Below are 24,571 nucleotides of genomic sequence, written 5' to 3'. Positions count from 1 at the left end.
CGTGAGTGTGGGTTTCGGACGCAACCTCGCGCCCGAAACTCCGACATCCGTAGGTTTACATTTTGTGGATCGCGTGGCCGATGGCGTCTTCATACGCCTCCAGCACGGCTTCGCTCATGGTCGGGTGTGCGTGGATCGTGTCCACCATCACATCCAGCGTTGCCTCAAGCTTAATCGCAACTACGGCCTGATGAATCATATCGGTCACACCGTGTCCGAGCATATGGACACCTAAGACCTCGCCATATTTCCTCTCCGCAACGACTTTGACAAAGCCATCTTGGTGGGTGCTGGCCATTGCCTTGCCAAGCGGGCGGAACATGAATTTGCCCACTTGGACATCGTATCCTTGCTCCTTGGCTTGACCCTCGGTGAGCCCAACAGAGGCGACTTCGGGAACGGTGTAGATACAGTTCGGGATGGCTTTATGGTCGGCTTTGCGCTGTCCCCCATTCACGGCGTTCTCCGCAGCGACTTGGGCTTGATAACTGGCAACGTGGGCGAGCTGAATGATTCCATTCACGTCTCCAATGGCAAAGATGTTCGGCACGCTGCTTCGCATGGTGTCATCGACTTCCACACCCATCCGGCTTGTCTTGACTCCGATTTTGTCGAGGTTCTGGTTGTCGGTGAAGGCGCGACGGCCAACGGCAACGAGCACCACCTCGGTCTCGATCTCGGAAGTTTCGCCACCGCTCTTAACGGACACTTTCCAACCGTTTTTGGTCTTGGCGAGCTTCTCGACTGCGCTGCCGGTCATGATCTTCACGCCCTGCCGACCGAGCAGCTTGCCAAGCTCTTTGCTCAAGTCCTCGTCCATCATGGGGATCAGGTTCGGCATCATCTCCACGACGGTTGTGTCGCAGCCAAGGGCATTGAAAACGTAGCTGAATTCGACCCCGATAACACCCCCACCGATGATAACCATCTTCTTGGGCAGGTGGGGAGCGGTGACGGCATCGTCGCTCGTCCAGATGCCTTCCTTTCGTCCGCCTTCAAGGCCTGGAATCTTGGGCACGATGATCGTCGAGCCGCTGGCGAGAATGAAGCTCTTAGCTCGGAGCTTCGTTTTCTTGCCGTCCTTCTCCACTTCAATCGTGTTCTTGTCGACGAAGGAGGCAAAACCTTCGACATGGGTCACGCCGTTCTTTTTGAACAACATGCCAATGCCACCACGCTGGGCTTGGACGATCTTGTCCTTTCGTGCGTTGATCTTGTCGAAATCGAACGTCACATCGCCTTTGATCGAGACGCCAAAAGCGTCCAGATGCTTCGTGTGCTGGTAAGCCTCAGCAGAGGCAATCAGAGCTTTGGATGGGATACAGCCCCAATTAAGACAGGTGCCGCCGAGATACTCCTTCTCGACTACGGTGACCTTCGCTCCAAGCTGGGCTGCACGAATGGCAGCGACGTAGCCGCCGGGTCCGGCGCCAATGACGATGATATCTGCATCGAAGTTGTCTGTGGGCATGGGTTGCTCTTGCTCCTCTGGGGCAGGAATATTGGAAATCTGCTGAATGAGGGCAGAGAGATGAACCACGGACGCGGTTGTTGCGCTTGCGGTAGGTTCGAGCGATTCATCCGCACGGTCCATTCGGCCCTCGAATTGCCTTTCGGCACAGCCTGAGTCTACCAGGAGGCCCGCGAACCTAACAGGACGCGATAGCATCCTGAGTGGCGAAAATTGCGAATTGCCCCACGGGGTACGCTCACTCTATGAGTGCCATCGCCGAAAGAGTCCAAAGTGAACTCGCTGAAATCGTAGCTATTCGTCACGATCTCCACAAGCACCCCGAACTGATGTTTGAGGAGCACAGAACCAGCGAGCTTGTCCAACGCGAGCTGACCAAAGCAGGCATAGAGTTCAAAGCGGGGCTTGCCAAAGGTACTGGCGTCTTGGGCTTTCTTCCTGCGACCACCAAAGACCCCAGCTCCGCATCCACGATTGCGCTGCGCGCGGATATGGACGCTTTGCCGATCCACGAGGAGACGGGCAAACTCTACGGCTCAACGATCCCTGGGAAGATGCACGCCTGCGGACACGATGGACACACGTCCATCCTTATCGGCGTCGCTCGGGCACTGGCAAAGACGCAAGATCGACCCAACAATACTCTGCTCGTTTTTCAACCTGCTGAGGAGGGGGGCGCTGGTGGAAGAGAGATGTGCAACGACGGCGTCCTCAATGGCTCAATCTTTCCTCACAAAGCCAAAATGATCTTTGGCCTGCATGGTTGGACAACCGTTCGTATCGGGCACGTGGCCACCCGAACTGGAGCGCTCATGGCGGCCACAAACACCTTCGAAGTAACCGTTAAGGGTGTAGGCGGGCACGCCGCCGCTCCCAACACCACGATCGACCCGGTTGTCGTGGCTGCACATATCGTCACTGCACTGCAGACGATCGCATCTCGAAACACGGACCCGTTCGATTCGATCGTGCTTACCGTCGGTCAGTTTAAGGCGGGCACCGCCGAGAATATCATCCCTCAGACTGCCTGGCTCAATGGAACAATCCGTACGATGCTGCCCGATACTCGGGCGTATGCGGAAAAGCGCTTTAAGGAGATTGTAAGCTCAGTCGCCGAGGCATTTGGGGCAACCGCTGAGATCAACTGGCATGAGGGTTACCCAGTGACGATGAACGATCCGGGGGCAACAGCGCACTTTGTGAAAGTTGCCAGCAGTGTGCTTGGACCAGAGTTTGTCGATAGCAATGCCGTGCCAACGATGGGAGGCGAAGATTTTAGCTACTACGGCTACGAAATCCCGGCATGCTTCTTCCAACTTGGCCTAGTCCCGGTTGGGCAGGGTCACTATCCGAACGTGCATACGCCGATGTTTGACTTCAACGATGATGCCATCGCAACAGGCATTCGCGTTTTCTGCGAGCTTGCGCTGACGGAAGTGTAGCGCTTGGGCGATGGTCCGAGTTTAAAGGGTCGTCGCGTAAGCGGCTCTCTCGGCATCCGTCGGATCGACGTGAAGCATGTGCGGGCCGTGGATGGCGGCGTTGTAGACCTTTAGAACGCTCTTTGCCATCGCTTCCGGGGTGTACCGCTGAGCCTCAATTCGCCCATATTGGCTCATCTCGGCGCAGAGTTCGGGGTCGGTGAGGAGTGTTCGCATCGCTTGAGCGAACGCCCCAGCGTCGAGCGGTACATGGAGACCGGTCTTGTTGCGTACAACGATCTCGCGAGCGCCGCCCTGATTTGCGGCGATACACGGCAGCCCCATGCTCATCGCCTCGACAAACACAAGACCTTGCGTCTCGACTGGTGACGAACAGGCGAAGATGTCGGCAGCGGCGTACCAATCGCTCATCTGGTTATTCGGCTTCTTGCCTGCAAAGATCACCGAATCCGTAGTCCCGAGGTCATAGGCCAGCTGGAACAGATCACGCTTTACCGGCCCGTCACCCACAAGCACAAGCTTGAGGGAGGCGGCTTCAACCGGGCTCATGATCGCCTTGAGAACCGCAAACGCCCGAAGCAAGACATCGATCCGCTTTTCGGGGCTGAGGCGCCCAGCCGCAAAGATCATCTTGTCCCCCTGGCGCAAGCCAAGGACACGCCGAATCCGCTCACGGGCTCCAGCGGTGGGGACGACGGGTCGAATTCCGCTTGGGATTACCGTGATTCTTGAGTTGATTCGGTCGGCATAAAGCTGGTCGCGCGCGTATTCGGAGGGGGCGATAACGTTCTCGATACGCGAGCAGAACTTGCGCATCTTGGTTCGCAAAATCGCAGGACCAACTTTTCGGAGGGTGCTGCTGCGCAGATACCGGGCAAGATCGTCGTAGAGCGCGTGGACGGTGTAGACAACTGGAATGTCGTATTTCTCGCTCAATTCCAAACCGAGCGTGCCAACTGAGAAGGGATGTTGGCAGTGGATGATGTCCACGCCAAGCGCGCCAAAGTCAAAGCCAAGCCTCGGATAAGGCCTAGCCCAACGATACGGGTGCGATGGAAAAGGAAGTTCGGGAAGCCGATAGACGAACGGGTCGTCCTCACGCTCGGGCCTGCCCGGCGCAAAGATGTAGACGGTATGGCCCATCTCCTCCAACGTCCGACGCAGCGTCACGATGCTCGTAACAACCCCGTTCGTGGTGGGTAGATAACATTCGGAGAAAATGGCGACCTTCATAGGCTTCTTGATAATTCGCTTCCTGCTGTCATGGACGCAAGGACCTTGCCAAAAGCCCCTGTCCATTCATTGTAAACAACACGAGAGGCGAAAGCAACGGTTTCATGGACCTACTCGCAGACCTACGCGGTTTTCAGGGCTTCTGGCTCCGCATTCACTTCTTTTTGGCGAGAACCTGGGCTTTTGTGATCCGGTCGCCACGCTTGATCCCGTCAACAACATCCATTCCTTTGGTGACTTTGCCGACCACCGCATACGACCGGAACAGCCGTAGAGCGTCGCCCTTGAGAATAAACAACTGGCTGTCCCCGCCAACTTGCAGTCCAGTCGATGCAACACCGACAACGCCCCGATAGTAGTCCACGAGCGACTCTTCAAACGGAAGCTGCTTGCCAGATTCGCCATTGGCAATCACAGGATTCGTGACCATCTTGCCCGTCTTGGGGTCCTTCACATCCATCGGAAGGTTCTTGCTCTGCGGTGCGCCCCACTGAGTCACCCAACTCTCGACCCGGTGAAACCGCTGTCGATCATAGAATCCCCTTTTCACCAGGTCCAGAATGTGTTCCACCGTTCTGGGAGAACTCTTGGGGTCCGTCGTGATTTCAAAGCTCTTTTTGCTTTCAAGAGTGAAGCGGATGACGGGACCCGTTGGATTATAATCATCTGGCCCAGGGAGCTTGGCCTGGGGTTGTGCGGTAGAGAGGGCAATGGCGGCGATGAGAGTTGTGAACATGGTTGTCTCCGTAGCGGGAAAAAACTGTTAAGTTGATTATTCGACAGACAGGTTTCGCTTCCTTCTAGCCTGCAGGATTCCAAAGCCCTTGCCAAGCGTACTGATTCATTGCACTTTCCCATCTTGCCCACCGAGACGTCTTTCTGACCCGGTGTGCGAGGTGCTCGGGCAGGTTAGGGGTGAGGTAGTCGAAATGGGTTTGAACACGCATGCGTTCTGACCTTTTGAGCTCGACCGGGTTCATCCTCACCAACTGCATGAACTCGTACCAGGCCAGCGCACTCCAAATCGTCTGGCTGGGATACATATGCGCCAGTTCAACTTTGAAAGCCTGTTCCTCTTCATCCAAATCGATCACTTCCTCGGTAGCCGGATCGGCAAAACGATTCAGCCTTTGAACCCATGTGTAGTAGGCATGGTAGAGGGGCACTTCGAGCGTGGGGCTATCGTACGTTTGATGCACGAGGAAGTTGGTTGCGTCGTGATCCAGGTGCCCCTGCTCATAAGCTCCGACAATCACACGGCAGGGGTTCACCGTTTTCATCATCTGCTTGAAATCGGGAAGCAACGATGGGATGTCGTCAACAACGTGTCCATCACGGCCTCGATGGAAGAGTAACCGATCCTTAGGGATGCCGATGCGTTTTGCGGCCTGAATTGCCTCCTCGGTGCGTTCATCGGTGGTGTGCGTCCAAGAAACAAAGACCTCATTCCCTTGCCGCGTGAGTCTTCTAAGCCAAGCAGCGATAGCAAGCTCATCGTCAGGATGGGTGATGCATAGCAGCCAGCGCAGATTTGGATCGGTATCGAAACAGGTCATTCGCCGCGCAGCCTCTTCAAGGTTTCGGTGGTGCTGTGCCCGCTCAAAAACGGCAGGATCACGACTTCGCCGCCATATGCGTGGACAATCTTGGCCTCGGGCAAGTCCTCAATCCTGTAGTCTCCACCCTTGACGTGAACCTCCGGCTTCAGAAGCTCGATCAGTTGCTCCGGTGTACTCTCTTCAAAAGACACCACTCCATCGACGCACCTCAGCTCGCTCAGGACGGCGGCTCGGTCTTCGAGCGTGTTGATAGGGCGGTCGGGGGCTTTGGCGAGGGTTCGAGTGCTTGCGTCGGAGTTCATGCCTACGATCAGCAGATCGCCCAGCGCTCGCGCTTGCTTGAGATACTGGACGTGTCCGGCGTGAAGGATATCGAAAACACCGTTGGTGAAGACAAGCTTCTTGCCTTGGCGAAGGGCAACGGCTTGTTCAGGAGTGAGCAGACTCAAGCCCGGACACCCCAATATGGACTCGTTCCCTTCCCCCTGCAAAGCGAGGGGGAAGGGACCTGTGAACGAAGTGAACTGAGGGATAGGGGTGATAGCAATAAACCCGCAAACCGGAACCCCCACCCCTTCATCCCCTCCCCCTCGCTTCGCAGGGGGAGGGGAGAGCTCGCAACAATATTCCGCGCATTGGCCATTCCCCATTGAGCATTTGCAACTTTGCAAAAGGCTCCCGACGCTATCACCCTCACTGTCATCGTTGGGCTGTGATAGCAACAGATATGGGAACCCCCACCCCCTGCCCCCTCGCTTCGCAAGGGGAGGGGAGAGCTCGCAACAATATTCCGCGCATTGGCCATTCCCCATTGCACCTTTGCGCCTTCGTGAGATACTCCCCCCGCATCCAAAATCCAAAATCCAAAATCCAAAATCAACCCACCGCCTCCATCACCTTCTCAAACACGGCAACTACACCAATATTCGCCAAAGAACTTGGATCGTAAAGGCACCGCTCAACCTGTCCGTATGGACACGAACGCTTGGGACGCGTAATAGAGTACAGCCCAATCGCTGGCTTATCCAGCGCCGCCGCAATATGCGTGCTTCCAGTATCGCCGCCGATATGCGCCTCCGACATCGAAATCAGAGCCACCAACTCCCTAACCGAGGTCTGCCCGAGCATGTCGATTGGCTTCGAGTCAGCGCCTGATACGACATCGTTCGCAGCTTCCCGATCAGCACTTGCCTTCCCCCCGATCAACACGGTCTGCAAACCCGCTTCAGCCAGCCTGCCGATCAGGGCTGCATAAGAGGAAGCGGGCCAGCGTTTCGTCACCCATCCCGCACCGGCATTGATTGCCACAAATCGCCCACTCACACCGATGTCCCTAAGCTTCTGTTGGACCGAGCCTTTGTCGTCCAAGTGCGGCTCAAGCCCAAACTCTGCCCGACCTGCCTTTCCTCCAGCGGCGCGAGCAACATCCACATACTGATCCACGATATGCCAAGACGTGTCATCGGGAGTGACAGGATGCGAAAAGAGTCCAGAGGCCTCTCGCTGCCAATGGTAACCCAGTTTGTGCACAGCCTTCGCTCGACCGATGGCTATGCTGCTCTTAAATAGCCCTTGAAGGTCAAGCGCCGCCTCAAAATGTCCTTCTGGTTTGGGCCACGTTCTTGGGTGTAACCCAGGAGCCGCCACCATAACCTCGTCCACAAACCGACAACATTCGACGATGCCGGCAAAGCGCCGATCGACGATCCAAACGATGTGCGAGTCGTCAAATCCGGCTTTCAGCGCCGCCGCAGCCGGAAGAGAGCAAACGACATCGCCCAGCGAGGAGAGCCGACTAATGAGAAACCTGGTCGCCATAACGGTCGTTTAGAGTGATCGCCGCTTGGATCACCTCGTCGGTAGAGACATTCTCGGTCGCATCCCCCTTGCACAGGACGATACCCTTCTCTATGTACGGGCGGTAGAGATTTGGATCGGTCGGGCCGAAGATCGACACAACCGGCACTCCGTAGGCCGCTGCCATATGCCCGGTCCCCGTGTCAGCAGCAAGGTGAATGGAACTGACGGCAACCGCCGCCATCGATTGGGCAAGGCTCAGCTTGCCGACAAAGTCGAAAGCGTTCGGAGTGCCGGGGGCTTTGTCGGTCGGGCCACCCAAAAACGCGACCGTGTAGCCTTGCTTCAGAAGCTCTTGAGCCACGACCGACCATCGATCAAGTGGATACTCCTTGATTTGGGCTCCCGCGCTTACAGAGATCGTCGCGATCCGCCGGTCCTTCCCGAGTTTGCTCAACATCTCCTCTTTCTCTAAAGAGTGCTCTGGCATGATCGGTGTTGGATCGGTGTCCAGACCAGTGGCAAGCCGCAAGGCCTCAAGGTTTCGTTCGACCGTGTGCTGCCCCTCCTTGATCGACAGAATCGGATTGAGGGATCGGGCGAAAACATCTGTGGCACGGATCGCGAAGCGTTTGGTTGGCTTAGCCAGACGAAGACATAGAGCAGTTTTGGAATGTCCTTGAAGGTCCAGGCCAACGTCGAACCTTAGAGTTCGCAAACGAATGAAATAGGCCCATTCGCGGCGCATTCCGGCAACACGGTTCTTCGCCTTGCGAAAGACCTTGGGATCATAGGATGCGCGGTCGTCGACCAACCTCTGTGTATCAACAACGTCTTCGCATCTCTTTTCCACCGCCCAACCGATGAATGATTCGGGAGATGCCCGGCGCACAGAGGACGCTACTGGAGCCGCCATCACACAATCTCCGATCGCCGAATATCGCACTAGTAAGAACCTCACAACAGGCCCCGTTTTCGAGCGGCTTTCCAACGGTCATGAAACCAAAGCCACTGTTCGGGATAGCGTCGGATCACACCCTCCAAGGTCAGATTCATTGAGCGTGTGATCGCCTCGATCTTGTCCTCGTAGCCAGGCAACGGCTCGATTTTTGGCAGAACGATAACCTTGTACTTCCCTGGTCCCGTACGCACACAAAAAACGGGGACCAGCGGCGCACCCGTACGGATGTGCAATGTTGCCGGGCCAAGAACTGTCCCAGTTAACTTGCCAAAGAACGGATAAAAGCTTTCATCGCAGTTCTGGTCGGGCAGTAAGCCGACTCTCAATTTCTGCTTCATCGCTTTCAGTATCTGAATGGCGGCATTCCCGCGTGGAAGAATCTGCAGCCCTGCATGCTGGCGCAATTCAAGTACCTGACGGTTCACACCTTCGTCGTCGGCGTCTCGGGCTACCGCATAAATGGGATAACCTTTCTTGGCGAAGATCTCCCCGAGTCTCTCCCAGTTGCCGAAGTGGGCGCAGACAATGAGTACCCCCCCAGCTTTGCAGGCTTCCTCATAAATCTCCCAATTCTCAAATTCGGTATTGGCGAGGTCCTCTTCGTAGTTGCGACGCTCAGTGCGGAGGAAGTCAGTCCCTACGATCCCGTAATGCTCGAACACCTTGAGCGCCATGGCCTCTCGCTCGGAGGCGGAGAGCTCGGGCATGGCGAGTTCAAGGTTTGAAAGAGCGCGTTCGCGATGCTTGCGTGAAAGCTTGAAAAACAGTCGTCCTAGCTTTTTCCCAGTTTTCTCTGCCTGCAGAACCGTCTTGCGGCTCATCCAAGCCTTGACAAGACCAAAAGCGAAAGCGCCCGCCGCATTCTCAAACCGTTTTTTGAATCTGATCTTTGAGCTTGCCATGGAGCCAGGACCGAAAATCGTCGGCAGGTTGGATAGTGACACTATATTGTGCCACTCGGATATCGAAACGTTGCGACTCTGGGTTTTCGCGGAGCTTCACCCAATCCTTTGCCGTGACGATAAGCGGCAAATTCGGGTCTAACCCGTGAAAAATGGTACCCGTGGTGAGGTCGGCGTGATCGGGCAGGGCCTTGAAGACTTGAAGGGTTAATCCTGCTTCCTCCAGTGACTTGCGAAAGCGCTCGGGGCGGGCGATGGCGCAAAGAGCGTTGGCGATTTTGGATTTTGGATTTTGGATTTCCAGTCCGATCTCCGATCTCAGATCACTCTCAATCATCAATCTGCAATCATCAATCTGCAATTCTTGGGCTTCAACCTGAAACTCGCCTGGGATTACGGTGTCTCCCTTCCCTAGCCCGATCCGCCAAGGCTGACGATACGGCCCTGCGGGCATGCAGAAGTGGTTCTTCCGATCCGGGTCGTCCAGGAGAATCACGACATGTTTTTTGACGGGAAGGTGCTGGAACCCGTCGTCCATCAAAAGGACAGCATTCGGAAAATGCTCATGGCAAAGCTCCGCCGCCCGGACTCGGTTTCTCCCGACGATTAATGGTATTTTGCGAAGGGCATCACGGATCATCGCTGGCTCATCGCCCCACTCTTTCGCCGACAGCTCACCTTCAGGAGCAAGGGAAGCCATCTCCGACGCCGGACTTCCATATCCGCTGCATGAAATCACAACCTCGCAACCGAGCTCCTGAAGAACTTGAGCGACATGGATCGTGACAGGGCTCTTCCCACTCCCCCCGACTGTCAGATTCCCAACGCAGACCACCGGCCAATGCGGCTCTTTTGGGCGCTTCAGTCCAATCTTATAGAGGGCTTCGTAAGTCAGCCAGCCTGCGGAGTACAGCCAGGATGCAGGTGCAAGGAGATAGTTGGCAAACCCAACTTCCTCCCAAAGCTCCTCGATCCTCGGCATGCGGACATTTTACAGGTTCTACTCGACCCGAGAGGGCAATGCTCCGTCATTGCCGCAGAAACCTCCTTCGAAGATCGGATTACCGATTGTGTCGCTCTCCATGCTTTTCTCGCAAAGACGCCAAGGCGCAAAGCCTATTTATCCGGTTGTGGTGAATGCGGTCATGCCCGCGCACTAGTGGTGCTGCACGGCATCAACGGAGTGATGCCCTCCCGGTGTGTGGAAATCGGAGATCAGATATCTGAGATCGGATTACGGATCACAGATCACGCGTGTATAGCCTGTTTAACCGGTTGTGGTGCAGGCATCCTTGCCTGCATATGCGCGGTGTTGAACGGCAACAACGGAGTGTTGCCCTCCCACTATCCTTTTTTGTGTCTTTGTGGTTCTTCGTGCCTTTGTGAGAAATCTGACACGCGGCAACGACGGAACGTTGCCCTCCCATATTCCCTCCCCATTCATCATTCATCGTTCCGCCTTCATCGTCCCTCCCGAGTAAACTCTCCTCTATGCCGACGGCAGCGTTCACGACGCTTGGCTGCAAGGTCAACCAATACGAAACCCAGAGAATTCTGGAGAGCTTTGAGAGCGCGGGCTTCGCGGTCGTCCCCTTTGATTCGCCTGCCGACGTCTACGTCATCAACACTTGCAGCGTCACCAGCATCGCCGAAAGTAAGAGCCGCTACACCGTTCGGAAGGCAACCCGAAACAACCCAACCGCAAGGGTCGTCGTCACCGGCTGCGCCATGCAAATGGCGATCAACAAAGATGAGCCGATTGAAGGGACGGACGTGATCGTCCCCAACCCCGACAAGCTGAACGCCCTCGGATATTTCATGAAGGCATTTCCTGAGTTTGCCGCCCGTTTGAAATCCGAACCCAAGCCACCAATCAATAACTCCCTCCACACTCGAACCCGCGCAACGCTCAAGATTCAGGATGGATGCAGCGTCCATTGCAGCTATTGCAGTATCCCCTTCACCCGCCCAGGGATGGTCTCACGGCCTTGGCGGGATGTCATTGTGGAAGCCGAAAAGATGGCGGAGATGGGCTACCGAGAGATCGTGCTTACCGGCGTTTTGATCGGAGCTTATGGACCGGAATCGGGGAGTGAAGGCCCAGACTTTGAGACTTTAGTTGAGCGGCTATCAGAGGTCGAGGGAATCGCACGCCTGCGCATCTCCAGCATCGAAATGCCCCAAGTTTCGGATCGTCTTATCGAGCTGATTAAGTCAGGAAAAGTGGTTCCACACCTTCACATTCCACTCCAGTGTGGCGACACGGAGGTCCTTCAGGAGATGAATCGCCGCTACACACAGGACGATTACCTACGACTCTGCGACAAGCTGTACGCCCAACTGCCGGATATTTCGATTACAACCGACATCATGGTCGGCTTCCCCACCGAAACCGAAGAACGTTTCCAATCTTCACTCCACGTTTGCGAAGAGGCGAAGTATCTGAAAGCGCATGTCTTCCGGTTCAGCCCACGCTTTGGCACTCCTGCCGATCAATGGGGCGACCCGATCAGCCCTCAGGAGAAAACTGAGCGGAGTCACCGTATCCAAGAGATCGCCAATCGAACGGCGGACCTGCACATGAGAAAGTTCCTGGGGCGCACGATGCGGGTTCTGGTAGAAGGCAAGATTGACCAAGAAGGTCTGCTTTCCGGGTTGACTGATAACTACCTTGAAGTCAAATTTGCGGGACCGCAGTCGTTGCGTAGGCAGATCGCCTGGGTGCGATTGGATGAGGTTCGGGATGGAGCGGTGTTTGGGGAGCTGGTGAGTGAGCCTGCGGAAGACACTCATAGCAAAGGCCAAGTCATGTTGCCAATGGCATAGGTGCCTTCTACATTAGCTCAGCATAGCTTCAGTCCTTTGGTGTAATCGCAAAGAGGTGTCCAAACGGCGTCCGCATGAAAACCTCGTTCGGGACAAGGTCTTCTTTAACGCATCCAGCCGCTTCAAGTCTTGGAATCGCCACTTCCAGGCTGTCCACTTCAAGGTCAAACGCCGGTTCCATCACATCGTCGGAACAAAAGAAAATCCTCAACGGTCCGGTTTTCATCTCGATCCAGCCAGGTCCGTCCTTCACACGCTCGAAGTCCATCGTTTCTTGATAGAACCTAGCGGCGGCCTCCTTGTCCGGAACGCCCAAGGCGATACAGTTGCTCATGCGGTACTTCATGGGTCAAGAATACGCGATGGTGGGCAACGACTCGACACTGTTTGGAATGGAATAGACCGTCGTTTTGGCTGGCATCTGTAGAAAAACCTGGGATGCACATCAATTGCACCTCCCAGGCCTTTACTTACACGAATCTTGAGCCTAATGGCTCGCAACGCACAGTCGATCAGACGACCTTACGTATTCAGTTCCTTTGCCTTTTCGATGTCGATATCGGTTGGAATTCTGATCCAGAACTTCGAACCCACACCAACTTCGGATTCGCACCAAATTGTGCCCATGTGAACCTTTTCGACGAGGTGCTTGACCAGGTAAAGACCAAGGCCCGTTCCATATATCTTTCGGTTATCGTCGTTGTTCACCCGGTGGAACTTCTCAAAAATCTTGGCCACGTGATCCTTGGGAATGCCCATGCCATGATCCTCGACGCACATGACAAGATCCTTGCCTTCGACTTTCGCATGGACGATGATGTCGCCACCGTTTGGTGCGTACTTGATGGAGTTGTTGAGCAGGTTCGTCAGGATCTGGTCGAGCTTGTCCTCATCCCCAACCATGACCGGCAAAGTGCCTTCGATCTTGGAGAGGATCGTGTGCTTGTGCGAGGCCTGCTTTTGGATGGTAACAACTTTTTGAACCAAGGTGTTCATATCGACCTCAGTGTAGTTCGGCTTGAGCGATTCTCCCGATTCGATTCTTGCCGTGTTCAAAAGGTCGTCGATGAGCCGCCGCAAGCGGTCGCACTCGTGGACGACGATTCCCAAAAACTCCTTTTGTTCATCGACAGAATACAGCGCGTCTTCGACGCCGTCAAGCAGAGTCGTAGAGAAGCCCTTGATAGCCGTGAGTGGGGTCCTTAACTCGTGAGATGCCATCGCGACGAAGCTGGACTTCATCTTGTCGATGTTCATCAACTCGGTGATGTCGTTCAGGATAAAGACAACGCCAATCTCCTTGCCCTCTTCGCTGCGCACCAGCGCGGCTTGCATTTGGTAATGGCGCTCGATGCCTGCGATATGCGTGGTGATGTCTCTTCTCGGCGTTTCCTCACCACGTAAGGCCATATCGTAGACCGTCTTGAACTCTTCAACGTTGATAACGTCGTGGTACTGCTTGCCCACGGCATCGTTGCCAGCCCCGAAGATCGCTCGGGCCGAGGCGTTCATCTGCGTGACCTTGCCCTCAGCGGTGACAAGAATCAGACCGGCAGTCAGCGATTCAAAAGTTTGTAGCAGTTCCTCGCGCTGTTCGATGACCTCGCGATAGAGTTGAAGGTTGGCGATGATCGAACCAACGTTCTTCGCCATTCTCTCCAGAAGCCGAACATCTTCCTCGTTAAAATCTTCGCCATGGCGCTTGTTGAACGCATGAAGAACACCGATTGTGGTCTTATCCACCACTCTGTTCTCCTCATCGCGCTGTTCAAGCACAAGCGGGACGGTTATGCCGTTCTGTACGCCGAGCAATGAGAAGGGGTCCTTTTGCGTACGGGGGTCGTTGTTGGCGTCGTGGAAGATGACGGGCTCGCCATCTCGAAAAACCTGCCCTGAGATTCCTTGTGTTGCTCGAACTTTGAAGTGCGGTACTCGGCTTTCTTCGATGCCATATGCGGGTGTAATTCCGCAAAGATCGCCCTGCTCGCGGTCATAGAACATGATCACGATCTTCTCTGCCTGAAGAATCATGGCGATGCGCTGAACAAGCCGGCGTAGGGTCACATCCGATTCGTTAATCGGGGCGACTTCCATCCCAGCGTCCATCCCACCGCGGGGGACTTGAGATTCACTCTTCTCCTGGGCGAGTTTGATCTGCGCCTGCAGTTCCTGAATTTTTTGGATTGCCGCTGTTAACCGCCGCTTCAACTCGGCTGGGTCATTGGGCAGATCAAAGTCTATTGCTCCGGACATATTATTACTTCGCACTTCCATGGAAAATTGCCTCGATAGCTTACCTTTTGACAGCACCCCAATGAGTCGGGTTCCCCTGGCCCAGCGGCGATCTTCGCAAAAACCGCGTCATAATGCGGTCAGATGGCAGAGCAACTCGAAGAACTCGCCCTTTTCCCCCTGGAGACGGTGCTCTTCCCGTTCGCTTCGGTTCAGCTTCACGTCTTCGAGGATCGGTATCGTGAGATGGTCAGCGAGTGCATGGAAGATGGACGGCTGTTCGGGATTGTGCTGATTCGTTCGGGGTCGGAGACTGACGAGCACATTGAACCGTATCTGGTGGGCACAGCGGTCCGCATCGTCAACTTGCACACCTATGATGACGGCAGGATGGACCTGCAAGTTCAAGGAGAACATCGCTTCCGTATTCGCAGGCTCGATGAATCCAAACCTTATCTCACGGGATTGGTAGAACCCGTCATTGAGGGTGAGCCTGACGATTCACCCCGCACCGATGCTCTGGTCCTCAAGGCCCGCGAGGACTTCCAGCTGCTTGTTGAGGGCCTGATCGCACGCCCAGGATTCAATGTTCAGGTCATTTTCCCGCCGGACCCGATGGCGCTCTCATTCACAATCGCTAACCTGCTTCCAATCGAAAACAGGGAAAAGCAGTCACTGCTCGAAACCACAGATACCATCGAGAGACTAAGCCGAATCATCCCGATTCTTGAAAATCAACTCCTTGAGATCGATGATCTAAGAAGCCGCATTTATGACGATCGAGGGCCGAGACGCCTGACCCATACCGACTTAAGGGAATGGATTAACCCGAATTAGGCCGACGGTTAAACCCTGAACCGCGCGAACCAAAGTTCATCGGTGAGAGCCCGGGATACTCAATGCCAAGCGGCGCCGCAGGACCACCCGTTGACGGGTTTGTGCCTGTTTGGCACCAAAGAATGAACTCGCTGCCTCTTCGTTCGTAGCGAAGCGCCTGCCCAGTGTAGGGATCGATCGGTAGCTCAAGCTCTCCATCGTTCGGAAAACGTCCATTCTTGTTCTTGAATTCGATCAGATCGAGGTAGCCGCTAGCAAGAGTGAGCATTCCTTGATGGCGCATGATGCTTGAGGCAACCCCCCAATAATTCCGAGGAAATGCATACGTGGTGTACTTGTCGTCCGGTTTCTCGCTCTTGGAGTTGTAAGAAAGGATGAGCTTGTCGATCTCTGAAGCGGCGGCAAGCGTCGAGTCAGGATGCTTGCGAATCCCTTTGAACGCGTTGATCCAGAAGCGGATGTATCGTTCCTTATAAGCATCCTTGAGTACGCGATCGGGAACGTAGTCCGCAATAAGCTCCTCGCGGTTGCGACGCCCTCGGTTGCTGCCTCTTTCGGGGGCTGGCTCGCCAATCTGCTCGATGTCGAGCAGACCCACGCAGAGGTCCGCCTGCATCGCTGATTCAAACGTGTATTCGACAGGGATGCGCTTGAGCAACTCCCGCGTCTTTGAGATTACTTCCGGTGACTCCCCAAGGATCGAAAGTATGACAAACAGCATCACAGGAGCTGGCGCATCTGCTGAAGTCGTTAGAAGGGCGCGGCGCATGCCAGGGTCTTTTACCAACTGTGTACGCAAGGCGTTCACACGCTCGATGTAAGCAAGCGCGGTGTCAATATCGCCTTCTTGAGCGGCGAGTACTGCCTTTGCGCCAAACACGGAAGTCATGGGGCGAAGATCGACGACCGAGCTGATTTCGACACTTATTCCCTTGGAATAGTCGAGCTCAAAGTCGCAGTAGGGTTTCGTGAATGCTTCGTCCAACGCCTTCTCGGGCACTTCACCCATCTTGATGGCGATGTCTGCCGTGGCCCGGTAAGACGAATCTCCCCCTGAGAACACAAAATTCTGTAAAGGAACGGCATTTCCGCCCTGGAGCCGTAAACCCGATCCAGAGATCAAAATTGTGGCCCTACGAAAATCTTCGGCCGCGTTGTCCCTTGGGTCTTTGCCGCGAGTTGATCGCAGGTCATCGGGAGTGAGCGCCAGACCAAGGGCCTTAGCCTCTTTGGTGGTTTCTGCGAGCCTGTTTGCTGCGCTCAGATATGGGACACGATATTGCCAATAGTGCCAGAAAGCCCAGCTACCCGCACATAAAAACCCAACAATCAGCAGTCCAACAATTATTCTCTGTTTACGTAGACGCATCCGGTTCCTCCCGGATCGCGAGAACTAAACCTTCGATTGCTTCCTAGCGACGTAGTCCGCACTGAGTCGAACCCAGCGTACGAACGAGTCGAAGTTTTCGAGGATCTCTTCGGGAATCCGGACATATTCCTTCATAGGGTCAGAATCCGGATCGGGGCGTAATGGTTCCGCTCCAGGCAGTTCAAGCGCTTCTTGCATATCTTCGGGAGACAGTTTCAGCCCGACCTCCGCCTCGTAAAGGAAGGCGAACATCTTCTCTCCGTTGTACACGCCCATGCCGTTAAACATGCGTCGCGCCCGGACGTCATACACATCTGCTGCTTTCATGAGCAGTTCATAGCGTAGCGGCCGGTAGATCATTCTGGTCTGAAACTCCCAAAGCAAAAGCCGTGTATACGGCAATTTATCGAACCATTTTACCTTGATTCGACGAGCCTTAACTTTTACGGAATCTGTGGCCTTGGGGTTCCACTCTTTTGACTAGCCCGATTCTCCGCGAGCGGACATCGATACAATCCCTGGGCCAGCAACCTCAAATTGGTATCTTCCAGCAGGCATTTTTGCGTGTTTCCAGGGGCTCGAAGGTGAGAACTGATCTTGATGCGGGCTTGCAAAGGCATCGTCTTCTCCGCACGGCACCCACACATCAGCCTCCGTATTTGCCGGGATCGCAATGTCCCACGCGAACCGATCCCCATCCACTGACCAGTTGCTCTCGATGAGGCCATACGAGCTTTCGTAGCTTGCTCGTGCTGATCGGAGTCCTCCTCCGATAAATGGTTTGAGAGTAAAGGACTTGTAGCCGGGCTCGCTCCCCGGCGATATTCCCGCCAGTTTTTGATAGAGCCACGAACCGACAGCGCCAAAAGCATAGTGGTTGAAGGAGTTCATCCCAACGTCTTGGAAGCCCTTTTCCTGTGTCCAGCCATCCCATCTCTCCCAGATCGTCGTCGCCCCTTGCGTGACGGGGTAGAGCCAACTGGGGCACTTGGTTTGAAGAAGGAGCCGGAAGGCCACATCTGTACGCCCATGATCGGAAAGAACATGAAGTAAGTACCCCGACCCCAAAAATCCGGTTGTGAGGAGCCAACCCCGTTTGCCGATATCGTCCACGAGCGCTTGAACAGCGACCTGTTCCTTGTCTTTCGGGATCAATCCAAAGGCGAGCGCAAGCACGTAAGAGCTTTGTGTATTCCCAACGACAAGGCCATCGGGGGAGACAAATCGGTTGCGAAACGCTTGCACCACCGCTGCATGTTTGGCTTCCCATTTGAGGACATCTCCCGGCCGGACCACAGCTGCAATCTTGCTCACGACATCCACTGAGTTTGCATAGAACGCGGTCCCAACGAGATCGAGCGGAGTGTCCACGCCGATGCTAAGCCAGTCTCCGAATCCTCGGAAGAGTTCGCCATCGGCGCTCGCCCTGATGCCCCCCGGTGAGTTCGCTTCGAGAAAGTTCACGAACCGACAAAGCGGCTCGTAGATCTTCTCCAGCAGTCCCCGATCCGCATAGTCTTGATAGATCGACCAAGGGCAGATTGCCAGTGCATCGGCCCATCCCGGCCCGCCATCATCGGGCACAACCTTGAGGCTTGGGTGAGGCGCAACCGGGGGGATGCGCCCGTCTGCCTTTTGAGAGTCGGTGAGGTCCTGGAGCCATTTCGCAAAGAACGGAGCGACGTTCATGTTGAAGGCAGCTGTCCCCACGAAAGCTTGGGCATCCCCAGTCCAACCTAGGCGCTCGTCGCGCTGTGGGCAATCGGTCGGGACATCAAGGAAATTGCCGCGCTGCCCCCACACGATGTTGCTCTGCAACTGGTTGATCAGCGGATGCGAACACTCAAAGCTCCCCGTTTCTTCAAGATCGCTGCATAACACAACACCCTGGATATCCGCCTGCTTGGGCGCTTCAGGCACACCGGAGATCTCAAGATATCGGAAGCCGTGAAAGGTGAATCTTGGTTCAAAGACCTCTCCTACCGGATCGCCCTTGAAGACATAAGTATTGGTCTGCTTGGCACTGCGCAGGTTCTCGGTATAGAGAGTGCCGTCCGGGCTCAGCATCTCCCCGTGCCGCAGGATCATCGTCGTCCCTTGCGGCGCCGTGAGCTTGATTCGCACCCATCCGACCATGTTCTGGCCAAAGTCAACGATCCATTGAGGGCCAGACTCGGACTCGATCTTCACAGGTTCGGTGACAGGTTGCAGCGTTTTGACTGCACGGATCGGAGGGCGGGGGAATCCCACAAGTTTGGGGTTCAAGCTCTCTCCGAGCGTTGCCGCCTCCCAATCCCCACCGCTGTATTCGGTTGTCGCCCATCCCGTCAGTTCCTGATTCGCGTCGTAAGACTCACCCATGAGCAAGTCGGATTCCAACAACGCTCCCTTTGCGCACTGCCAGCTTGAATCTGTAGTGGTTGTTACAAGGCTCCCGTCGGCACACTCCACCTCAAGCTGCGCAAGCAGGTAGGGTCGATCGCCGTACTGCTCACGAGCGGCAAGCCCAACGTGCCCGCAATACCAGCCATCTCCCAAGATGGCCCCGATAGCATTTGAACCTGCATGAACCAGATTGAGCACATCGTACGTATGGTAATAAACTCGCTTGTCGTACTCGGTCCAGCCGGGAGCAAGCAGATCGTTTCCGATCTTTTTGCCGTTGATCCAGCCCTCGAAGAGGCCAAGAGCAGAGATATAGAGTCGGGCCTTGATGGGTGCCGCAGGCAGCTCAAACTCAGTTCGAAGGTAAGGACAGGGTGCCGAATCTTGGGTTGTGCCATGCCAACCAGCGCCGATCCAACGGGCGGTCCAAGCCGTATCCAAAAATCCCGTTTCAAGTCCGCTGTAATCGCTCCAGTCCGACCATTCGCCCGACTCTGATTTCGCTCTGACTCGCCAACGATAAGCCGTCTTAGGGGCTAAGTCTTCGCCTTCGTATTCAACAAGAACACTCTGTGCTGACGGGACTTCCCCAGAATCCCACGCGACACGATCTCCAACGAAAACCTGGACATGAAATGCTATCTGGTGAGCCCCTTGTTGTGTCCAAGGAAGTTTCCAAGAAAACCGGGGCTTGGCGACGTCGATGCCGAAAGCTTCGGTCAAGTGTTCGACGCGGAGGTCGGTTGGTGCGGCAGGCGCAGACATATCGCTCATCTTGAAGCGAAGCCGCTTCGAAAGGGAAGCCTCAGCCCACCTTTTGCCCGCGCACATAGACGCTGTGCGGCCTGACCGTCGCCGCCCAGTACGGAATCTCCCGATAGTCCTCCGCTTCCCAGACCGCAAAGTCCGCCCGCTTCCCGGCCTCCAGCGTGCCGCGATCGTGAGCCAAATCGAGGCTTGCGGCGGCGTTGACCGTGCAGGCTGTCAGCGCCTCAGCGGGCGACATCCCCATCTTCAGGCAGGCCAGCGTCATCACGAACGGCAGCGACTGCGTGGGCGAAGAGCCTGGATTGAAGTCTGTAGCAAGGACTACAGGCAGCCCGCCGTCGATCATCCGCCGCGCATCTGGATACTTGTCCAGGCCCAGCATGAAGACCGACGCCGGAAGCAGCACAGGCATCGTCTTTGAGCCCGCCAAAGCGCGAATCCCGTCCTCATCCGTCTGCTCCAAATGATCCGCGGTCTTGGCCCCAAGCTCCGCCGCAAGCGCGGCCCCGCCGCCGTTGGTGAGCTGGTCGACATGGAGGCGCAGTTCGAGGTCGTACTTCTGGGCCGTGGTCGCGATCTTGAGAACCTCGTCTGCCGTAAAGTAACGATCCTCGCAGAACGCATCGACGTACTTCGCCAGCCCCCTCCTGACGACAGCCGGAATGATTTCGTCGCAGATGAGGTTTACATACGCCTCACGATTGCCCTCAAACTCTGGGGGGATGGCGTGAGCCGCAAGCAGAGTCGGAACTACCGTCATCGGCGTTTCGTCGTCGAGACGGCGCATCACCCGGAGCATTTTCAGCTCGTCGTCGAAGGTCAGTCCATAGCCGGACTTACACTCGATCGTCGTCGTTCCCAGATCAAAGAACCTCTGAACCCTCTGCCTTCCCAGCTCAAACAACTCGTCCTCGGTGGCAGCTCTTGTGGAGCGCATCGACGACCGGATGCCGCCCCCCACCTCGGCAATCTCCTGGTAGCCGAACCCGCCGCATCGCATCTCAAACTCGTTGGCGCGGCAGCCCCCGAAAACGGCATGCGTGTGCGCATCGATCAGGCCGGGGGTGACCAGCCGCCCTCCCGCGTCCGAAACGTCCTCTGGCAACTGGGCAGATAGCTCGTCCGTCGTGCCCACCGCTTCGATCTGCCCATCGGCAACGATCATCGCCCCATCTTCGATGATCGAAAGCTCGTCCATCTCCGGCCCGGGGCGTGCCCCCGCCCGGCCTCGCAGTGTGACCAGCTGGCCCGCATGGACCACCGCAAAGCGGCTCAACGGTGACGCTCCATCAGCCCGGACGCAAAGTGCAAGATGCAGGTCGCTGCCGTGAGGCAGGTGACGTCGTTGATGTCCTTCGTCGGGTCGATCTCGACCAGGTCCATCACTTTGACTTTCGGATGCTTGCCCGCTTCGTAGGCCGCCTCAAAAAGCTGGGTGGGCGTGAGCCCTCCCGGCCTCGCGCCGGGAGTCGCCGGAGAGAACGCGCGGTCCAGCACGTCGATGTCAAGGTCGAAGTAGATGGCGTCGACACGCTCGGCAAGCTGCTCGAAAGCAGCACCGACCGCCTTGCCGATACCCTGGGCTACAGCCTCCTGCATCGAGACGATGCAAATGCCCGCATCCTTAGCCACCCGATGATAAGCGGCTGAATTCGCAAAATCCTGAATCCCGATCTGCACGACGTTCTTTCCCGGCAGGCCGTCATCGAGCAAAGCACGGATCGGGTTGCCGTTCATCAGGCCGTCCTTGGTGTCTCGCAAATCCAGATGGGCATCGAGTGTAACGACGCCTACACGCTCAAGCGGCAGCCCAAAACCAAGCACTCCAGGCCGAGTGATCCCGTTATCCCCGCCGAGTAAAACCAGCGCATCGGACTCTCCCAAAGCTCGCCCCATCGCAGACCGAATCGGTGCTAAAGCTTCCTCAGGACTCAGCTCGGAGACGTCGGCGTCGCCATAATCCCGCGCCGAAACTTGGCGAATGTCCCGCTCATGGCGCAGATCGTACGTGCTCAGCCTGAACATCGCATCCCGGATTGCCTTCGGCGCAAGGTCGCACCGGCCGGGGGTGATCGAGCGGTTCAGCGGAACGCCGAGAATCCCAAGCTTCCCGACAGTGGGCTCGAGGGTCGCGCCCTCCAGCCAGGCCGAAGCCCGAGGCCAGTTCGGATCGTGGTGCGGTTGTGACATGCTATGGCAAAGAGACGGACTTCCCGCGCAGATCGAATGGGAAAGTGGGACCGAGGGCACCCGGGTTGTTACTGTCGTCGGCGATGCCGCTGTCGGTCAGGACCAGACCACCCATCGCCAGCACCCGCGCCGCAGGAAGATGCTGAGCCTTGACAACGCAGTCATCGTAGATCGGGCCAAGCTCAGCCCCGCCGAACTTCACACAAAGCTCCCGAATCCGGCTCTCCTCATAACCGGGCTGGCCGTTCTTGCACTCCTCATACAGCTGCCGGATCACGTCGTCCAGCGAGTGCTTGTTCTTGGTCTGGGCACGGATAGCGACATCCAGCAGAAATCCAATCGCGCGTCCTTTCACGTAGTAATTGATGCCGCCGTAGCCCCCGCTGCCCCGACTCTCCCAAACCCGTCTGCTCGACTCCTCGGCAGAGACTCTCTCGCTTGCTGAGTTTCCGGCTAGGCTGCTGAGCGTTTCCCACATATCGCGCAGGAAGCTGTTGCGATCCTGCAATCCACTTCGCACCTGGAGCACTTCGGCGTAGTAGTCGGTGACGCCCTCCAGCCACCAGATCGACGGCGTGATTGCAGGCTTGCTGTAGTCGAACGGTCCAAGAACCTTGGGTCGGATGCGCTTGACGTTGAAGGCGTGGAAATATTCGTGGAACATGATCCCCGCCGAGCTGGCTCCGTTCCGGGAGAACGCGCCGATGCGGGTGCTGCTCATGTGCTCCAGCCCGCCCCCCCCGCCGCCAAAATCGAAGAAATAGACATAGCGGGAGTAGGGCAGCTCGCCGAACAGCTTGTAAGACTCCTCGGCGGCAAGCTGAGCGTTCTTGGCAAAGCTGTCCAGATCGACGCCGGAGTTGTTTCCGAACGTGACGATGGCGTGGTCCTTGCCCCGAACCTTGTAATCCTTGACCTGCAGGTTCTTGCTGAGCACAAACGGCGAGTCGAGCAGCTCGTCGAGGTCTTTCGCGGTGAACCGATGCAGCCGTTCGTTCTGGCTCTTTGCCTTCGGCAGCGGACACTCCACTTTGAACTCGGCAGAGGACGTCTGAACAATCAGCGTGTGCTGCTCCTTGGTGTGGCCTGTAAACCATCCGAACACCGCGCTGGGGCTCACAAAAGCCTCGTTCGCCTTCACGCTCAGGTTCACCGTGAAGTTGCCCCGGCTCGGCTTCATTTCGTAGATCACCTCGTCCGCGCCTTCTGCGATGGTCCATAGGTTAGGGTCGCTCCTTTTCGTCGCGGTGACCGCCTGCCCTGCCTTCAGAAACCGGATCGCCGTCACATTATTGCCGTAGTTGAAAATTTGATAGTCGCCGGGACACCACGCCGCAACCCGGAACTCCTTCGCCGTTCCCTTATCCAGCTTCACCCGAATCTGCCCAGTGTTCGTGTCGGGAAGGGGTGTGAAGGTGTACTCGGCGGCTTGCGAAAACGCTGCGGCAAGCGCAAGCCCGGCGAAGGTGAAGATTCGGCGCATGATGGTTGATTCTACGCCCAACGCATGAAGTCCTGTTTGCAAGGACTCACGGCTCTGATCACCGATCAAGGATAACGGATCACTGCCCCTCTCCCCCCATCAGCTTCTTCCAAGCATCGACGTACCGCTTGGTACGGGGGTTGGCCTCGTTCCACTTCACCGGCTCGGTCGAATTGGCGATCGCCCACACGCCCGCACATGCCGACCGCACAATCTTCACCGTATTCTCCGCGTCGATCTTGGGCCACTCGTCGCCGACCTTGTGATAGTCGGGGAAGGAGTAGGCGGTGCTGATCGTGTTTGCCGGAACGCCCGCATTCGCAAAAGCGGCGTTGTCGCTGGCGTTGAAGTAGGGATCGCTAAACCGTTCGTGCTTGGTGACCTTCACGCCAAACGCCTTGGCCTCCTTGGTCATATACTCGGCGAGGTTCGTATAGTCGAAGCCGGTGATGTTGAACTCGCTGACGCGGGGCCCCTCGTCGTCGTCGGTACGCCCAATCTGCTCCAGGTTCACGTTGGCGATGGTCTTGGCGAGTGGGAAGACCGGCTTCTGGCAATAGTAGCGCGAGCCTTGCAGGCCCGCTTCTTCGCCCCAGAAGCACATGAAGACGATGCTCCGCTTCGGCTTCATCTCGGAAAGCGCGCGGGCGCACTCGATCACTCCCGCCACGCCGCTGCCATCGTCGTTTGCACCGTTGAAGATGGTGTCTCCCTCTCCTTCGCGCTTGCCCAGATGGTCGTAGTGGGCGGTCACGATGACATAGGTGTCCTTCAGCGCGGGGTCGGTACCGCGAATAACGCCGATGACGTTGCGTACCTTAGCGGTCGTTTGGGTTCGGCGGTTTGTGAATTCGGTGGTCTGGAAGTAGCCGTCGTCTCCTACCAGCTCCAGGCCCGCGATCTGGAACTGAGCCGCAATGTACTCGGCTGCGATATCCAGCCCGCGCGAGGGCGTCCCCCGGCCTTCCAGAAGATCGTGGGACAAAAACCGGATGTGGGCCATCACCGACTTGGGAGTGATCTTGTCATACGGTTTGGCAACCGGCGCAAGAGCAGGCTGCTGCGCAATCAGCAGGAGGGCTACAAGACTCGAAACTGCAGGCATGGGTGAGTATA

At 56.4% G+C, this 24,571-nt stretch carries 21 protein-coding genes; 3 read left to right on the top strand and 18 right to left on the bottom strand.

What is annotated here, in order from left to right; translation table 11 throughout:
* Nucleotides 1–55: 55 nt before the first annotated feature.
* The gene (lpdA, locus tag KF784_13305) at nt 56–1,594 is read right to left on the bottom strand and encodes a dihydrolipoyl dehydrogenase (protein MBX3120037.1); all 1,539 of its coding nucleotides are present in this window, start codon (nt 1,592–1,594) and stop codon (nt 56–58) included.
* A 122-nt stretch (nt 1,595–1,716) separates the two neighbouring features.
* Between lpdA and KF784_13300 the strand changes: the two genes are divergently transcribed.
* Complete coding sequence (locus KF784_13300) at nt 1,717–2,913, top strand: amidohydrolase (protein ID MBX3120036.1); 1,197 nt, start codon at nt 1,717–1,719, stop codon at nt 2,911–2,913.
* Nucleotides 2,914–2,934: 21 nt separating this feature from the next.
* Here KF784_13300 and KF784_13295 read toward each other — a convergent pair whose 3' ends face one another.
* The 8 genes from KF784_13295 to lpxK form a co-directional block, all read right to left on the bottom strand.
* Nucleotides 2,935–4,146 (bottom strand): glycosyltransferase, encoded by a 1,212-nt coding sequence (locus tag KF784_13295; GenBank protein ID MBX3120035.1) that lies wholly within the window; start codon nt 4,144–4,146, stop codon nt 2,935–2,937.
* A 154-nt stretch (nt 4,147–4,300) separates the two neighbouring features.
* Nucleotides 4,301–4,882, bottom strand: coding sequence for a peptidylprolyl isomerase (locus tag KF784_13290; protein ID MBX3120034.1), 582 nt, complete (start codon nt 4,880–4,882; stop codon nt 4,301–4,303).
* A 64-nt stretch (nt 4,883–4,946) separates the two neighbouring features.
* Nucleotides 4,947–5,702 carry a PIG-L family deacetylase gene (locus KF784_13285; GenBank protein MBX3120033.1) on the bottom strand — a complete coding sequence of 252 codons (756 nt, stop codon included), beginning with the start codon at nt 5,700–5,702 and terminating at the stop codon, nt 4,947–4,949.
* Nucleotides 5,699–6,154, bottom strand: coding sequence for a D-glycero-beta-D-manno-heptose 1-phosphate adenylyltransferase (rfaE2, locus tag KF784_13280; protein ID MBX3120032.1), 456 nt, complete (start codon nt 6,152–6,154; stop codon nt 5,699–5,701). Before rfaE2 ends, KF784_13285 begins: the two co-directional genes overlap by 4 nt.
* Before the next feature lie 427 nt (nt 6,155–6,581).
* Nucleotides 6,582–7,523 (bottom strand): glycosyltransferase family 9 protein, encoded by a 942-nt coding sequence (locus KF784_13275; protein ID MBX3120031.1) that lies wholly within the window; start codon nt 7,521–7,523, stop codon nt 6,582–6,584.
* Entirely contained in the window at nt 7,501–8,418 is a 918-nt protein-coding gene (locus KF784_13270; GenBank protein MBX3120030.1) for a glycosyltransferase family 9 protein, read from the bottom strand. The genes KF784_13275 and KF784_13270 overlap by 23 nt, the downstream gene beginning before the upstream one ends.
* 41 nt (nt 8,419–8,459) lie before the next feature.
* Nucleotides 8,460–9,365, bottom strand: a complete 906-nt coding sequence (locus tag KF784_13265) for a lysophospholipid acyltransferase family protein (GenBank protein MBX3120029.1) — start codon at nt 9,363–9,365, stop codon at nt 8,460–8,462.
* Nucleotides 9,328–10,347, bottom strand: coding sequence for a tetraacyldisaccharide 4'-kinase (lpxK, locus tag KF784_13260; protein MBX3120028.1), 1,020 nt, complete (start codon nt 10,345–10,347; stop codon nt 9,328–9,330). The genes KF784_13265 and lpxK overlap by 38 nt, the downstream gene beginning before the upstream one ends.
* Before the next feature lie 509 nt (nt 10,348–10,856).
* Between lpxK and mtaB the strand changes: the two genes are divergently transcribed.
* A complete protein-coding gene (gene mtaB, locus KF784_13255; GenBank protein ID MBX3120027.1) occupies nt 10,857–12,191 on the top strand; it encodes a tRNA (N(6)-L-threonylcarbamoyladenosine(37)-C(2))-methylthiotransferase MtaB in 1,335 nt (444 codons plus the stop codon).
* Nucleotides 12,192–12,219: 28 nt separating this feature from the next.
* Here mtaB and KF784_13250 read toward each other — a convergent pair whose 3' ends face one another.
* Both KF784_13250 and KF784_13245 read right to left on the bottom strand, forming a co-directional pair.
* Nucleotides 12,220–12,537, bottom strand: a complete 318-nt coding sequence (locus tag KF784_13250) for a VOC family protein (protein ID MBX3120026.1) — start codon at nt 12,535–12,537, stop codon at nt 12,220–12,222.
* A gap of 176 nt (nt 12,538–12,713) precedes the next feature.
* A complete protein-coding gene (locus KF784_13245) occupies nt 12,714–14,444 on the bottom strand; it encodes a GAF domain-containing protein (protein ID MBX3120025.1) in 1,731 nt (576 codons plus the stop codon).
* A gap of 123 nt (nt 14,445–14,567) precedes the next feature.
* Between KF784_13245 and KF784_13240 the strand changes: the two genes are divergently transcribed.
* Nucleotides 14,568–15,260 (top strand): LON peptidase substrate-binding domain-containing protein, encoded by a 693-nt coding sequence (locus KF784_13240; GenBank protein ID MBX3120024.1) that lies wholly within the window; start codon nt 14,568–14,570, stop codon nt 15,258–15,260.
* On the opposite strand, the gene KF784_13235 is transcribed toward KF784_13240, so the two are convergent.
* The 7 genes from KF784_13235 to KF784_13205 all read right to left on the bottom strand — a co-directional run bounded on the left by KF784_13235 (nt 15,247) and on the right by KF784_13205 (nt 24,560).
* Nucleotides 15,247–16,629, bottom strand: coding sequence for a hypothetical protein (locus KF784_13235; protein ID MBX3120023.1), 1,383 nt, complete (start codon nt 16,627–16,629; stop codon nt 15,247–15,249). The two genes, KF784_13240 and KF784_13235, sit on opposite strands and share 14 nt — an antisense overlap.
* Nucleotides 16,630–16,653: 24 nt before the next feature.
* Complete coding sequence (locus KF784_13230; GenBank protein ID MBX3120022.1) at nt 16,654–17,031, bottom strand: TfoX/Sxy family protein; 378 nt, start codon at nt 17,029–17,031, stop codon at nt 16,654–16,656.
* 78 nt (nt 17,032–17,109) lie between these two features.
* Complete coding sequence (locus tag KF784_13225) at nt 17,110–19,779, bottom strand: family 78 glycoside hydrolase catalytic domain (GenBank protein MBX3120021.1); 2,670 nt, start codon at nt 19,777–19,779, stop codon at nt 17,110–17,112.
* A 40-nt stretch (nt 19,780–19,819) separates the two neighbouring features.
* Complete coding sequence (gene hutI, locus KF784_13220) at nt 19,820–21,058, bottom strand: imidazolonepropionase (GenBank protein MBX3120020.1); 1,239 nt, start codon at nt 21,056–21,058, stop codon at nt 19,820–19,822.
* Nucleotides 21,055–21,972 carry an agmatinase family protein gene (locus tag KF784_13215; GenBank protein MBX3120019.1) on the bottom strand — a complete coding sequence of 306 codons (918 nt, stop codon included), beginning with the start codon at nt 21,970–21,972 and terminating at the stop codon, nt 21,055–21,057. Before KF784_13215 ends, hutI begins: the two co-directional genes overlap by 4 nt.
* 1 nt (nt 21,973) lies before the next feature.
* Entirely contained in the window at nt 21,974–23,455 is a 1,482-nt protein-coding gene (locus KF784_13210; GenBank protein ID MBX3120018.1) for a M61 family metallopeptidase, read from the bottom strand.
* Nucleotides 23,456–23,534: 79 nt separating this feature from the next.
* Nucleotides 23,535–24,560, bottom strand: a complete 1,026-nt coding sequence (locus KF784_13205) for a M20/M25/M40 family metallo-hydrolase (protein MBX3120017.1) — start codon at nt 24,558–24,560, stop codon at nt 23,535–23,537.
* Nucleotides 24,561–24,571 lie beyond the last annotated feature (11 nt).

This window comes from Fimbriimonadaceae bacterium, assembly GCA_019638775.1.
Classification (GTDB): Bacteria; Armatimonadota; Fimbriimonadia; order Fimbriimonadales; family Fimbriimonadaceae; genus JAHBTD01.
The sequence above is the reverse complement of the archived record's forward strand: the minus strand, read 5'-3'. Positions and strand labels throughout refer to the sequence as shown.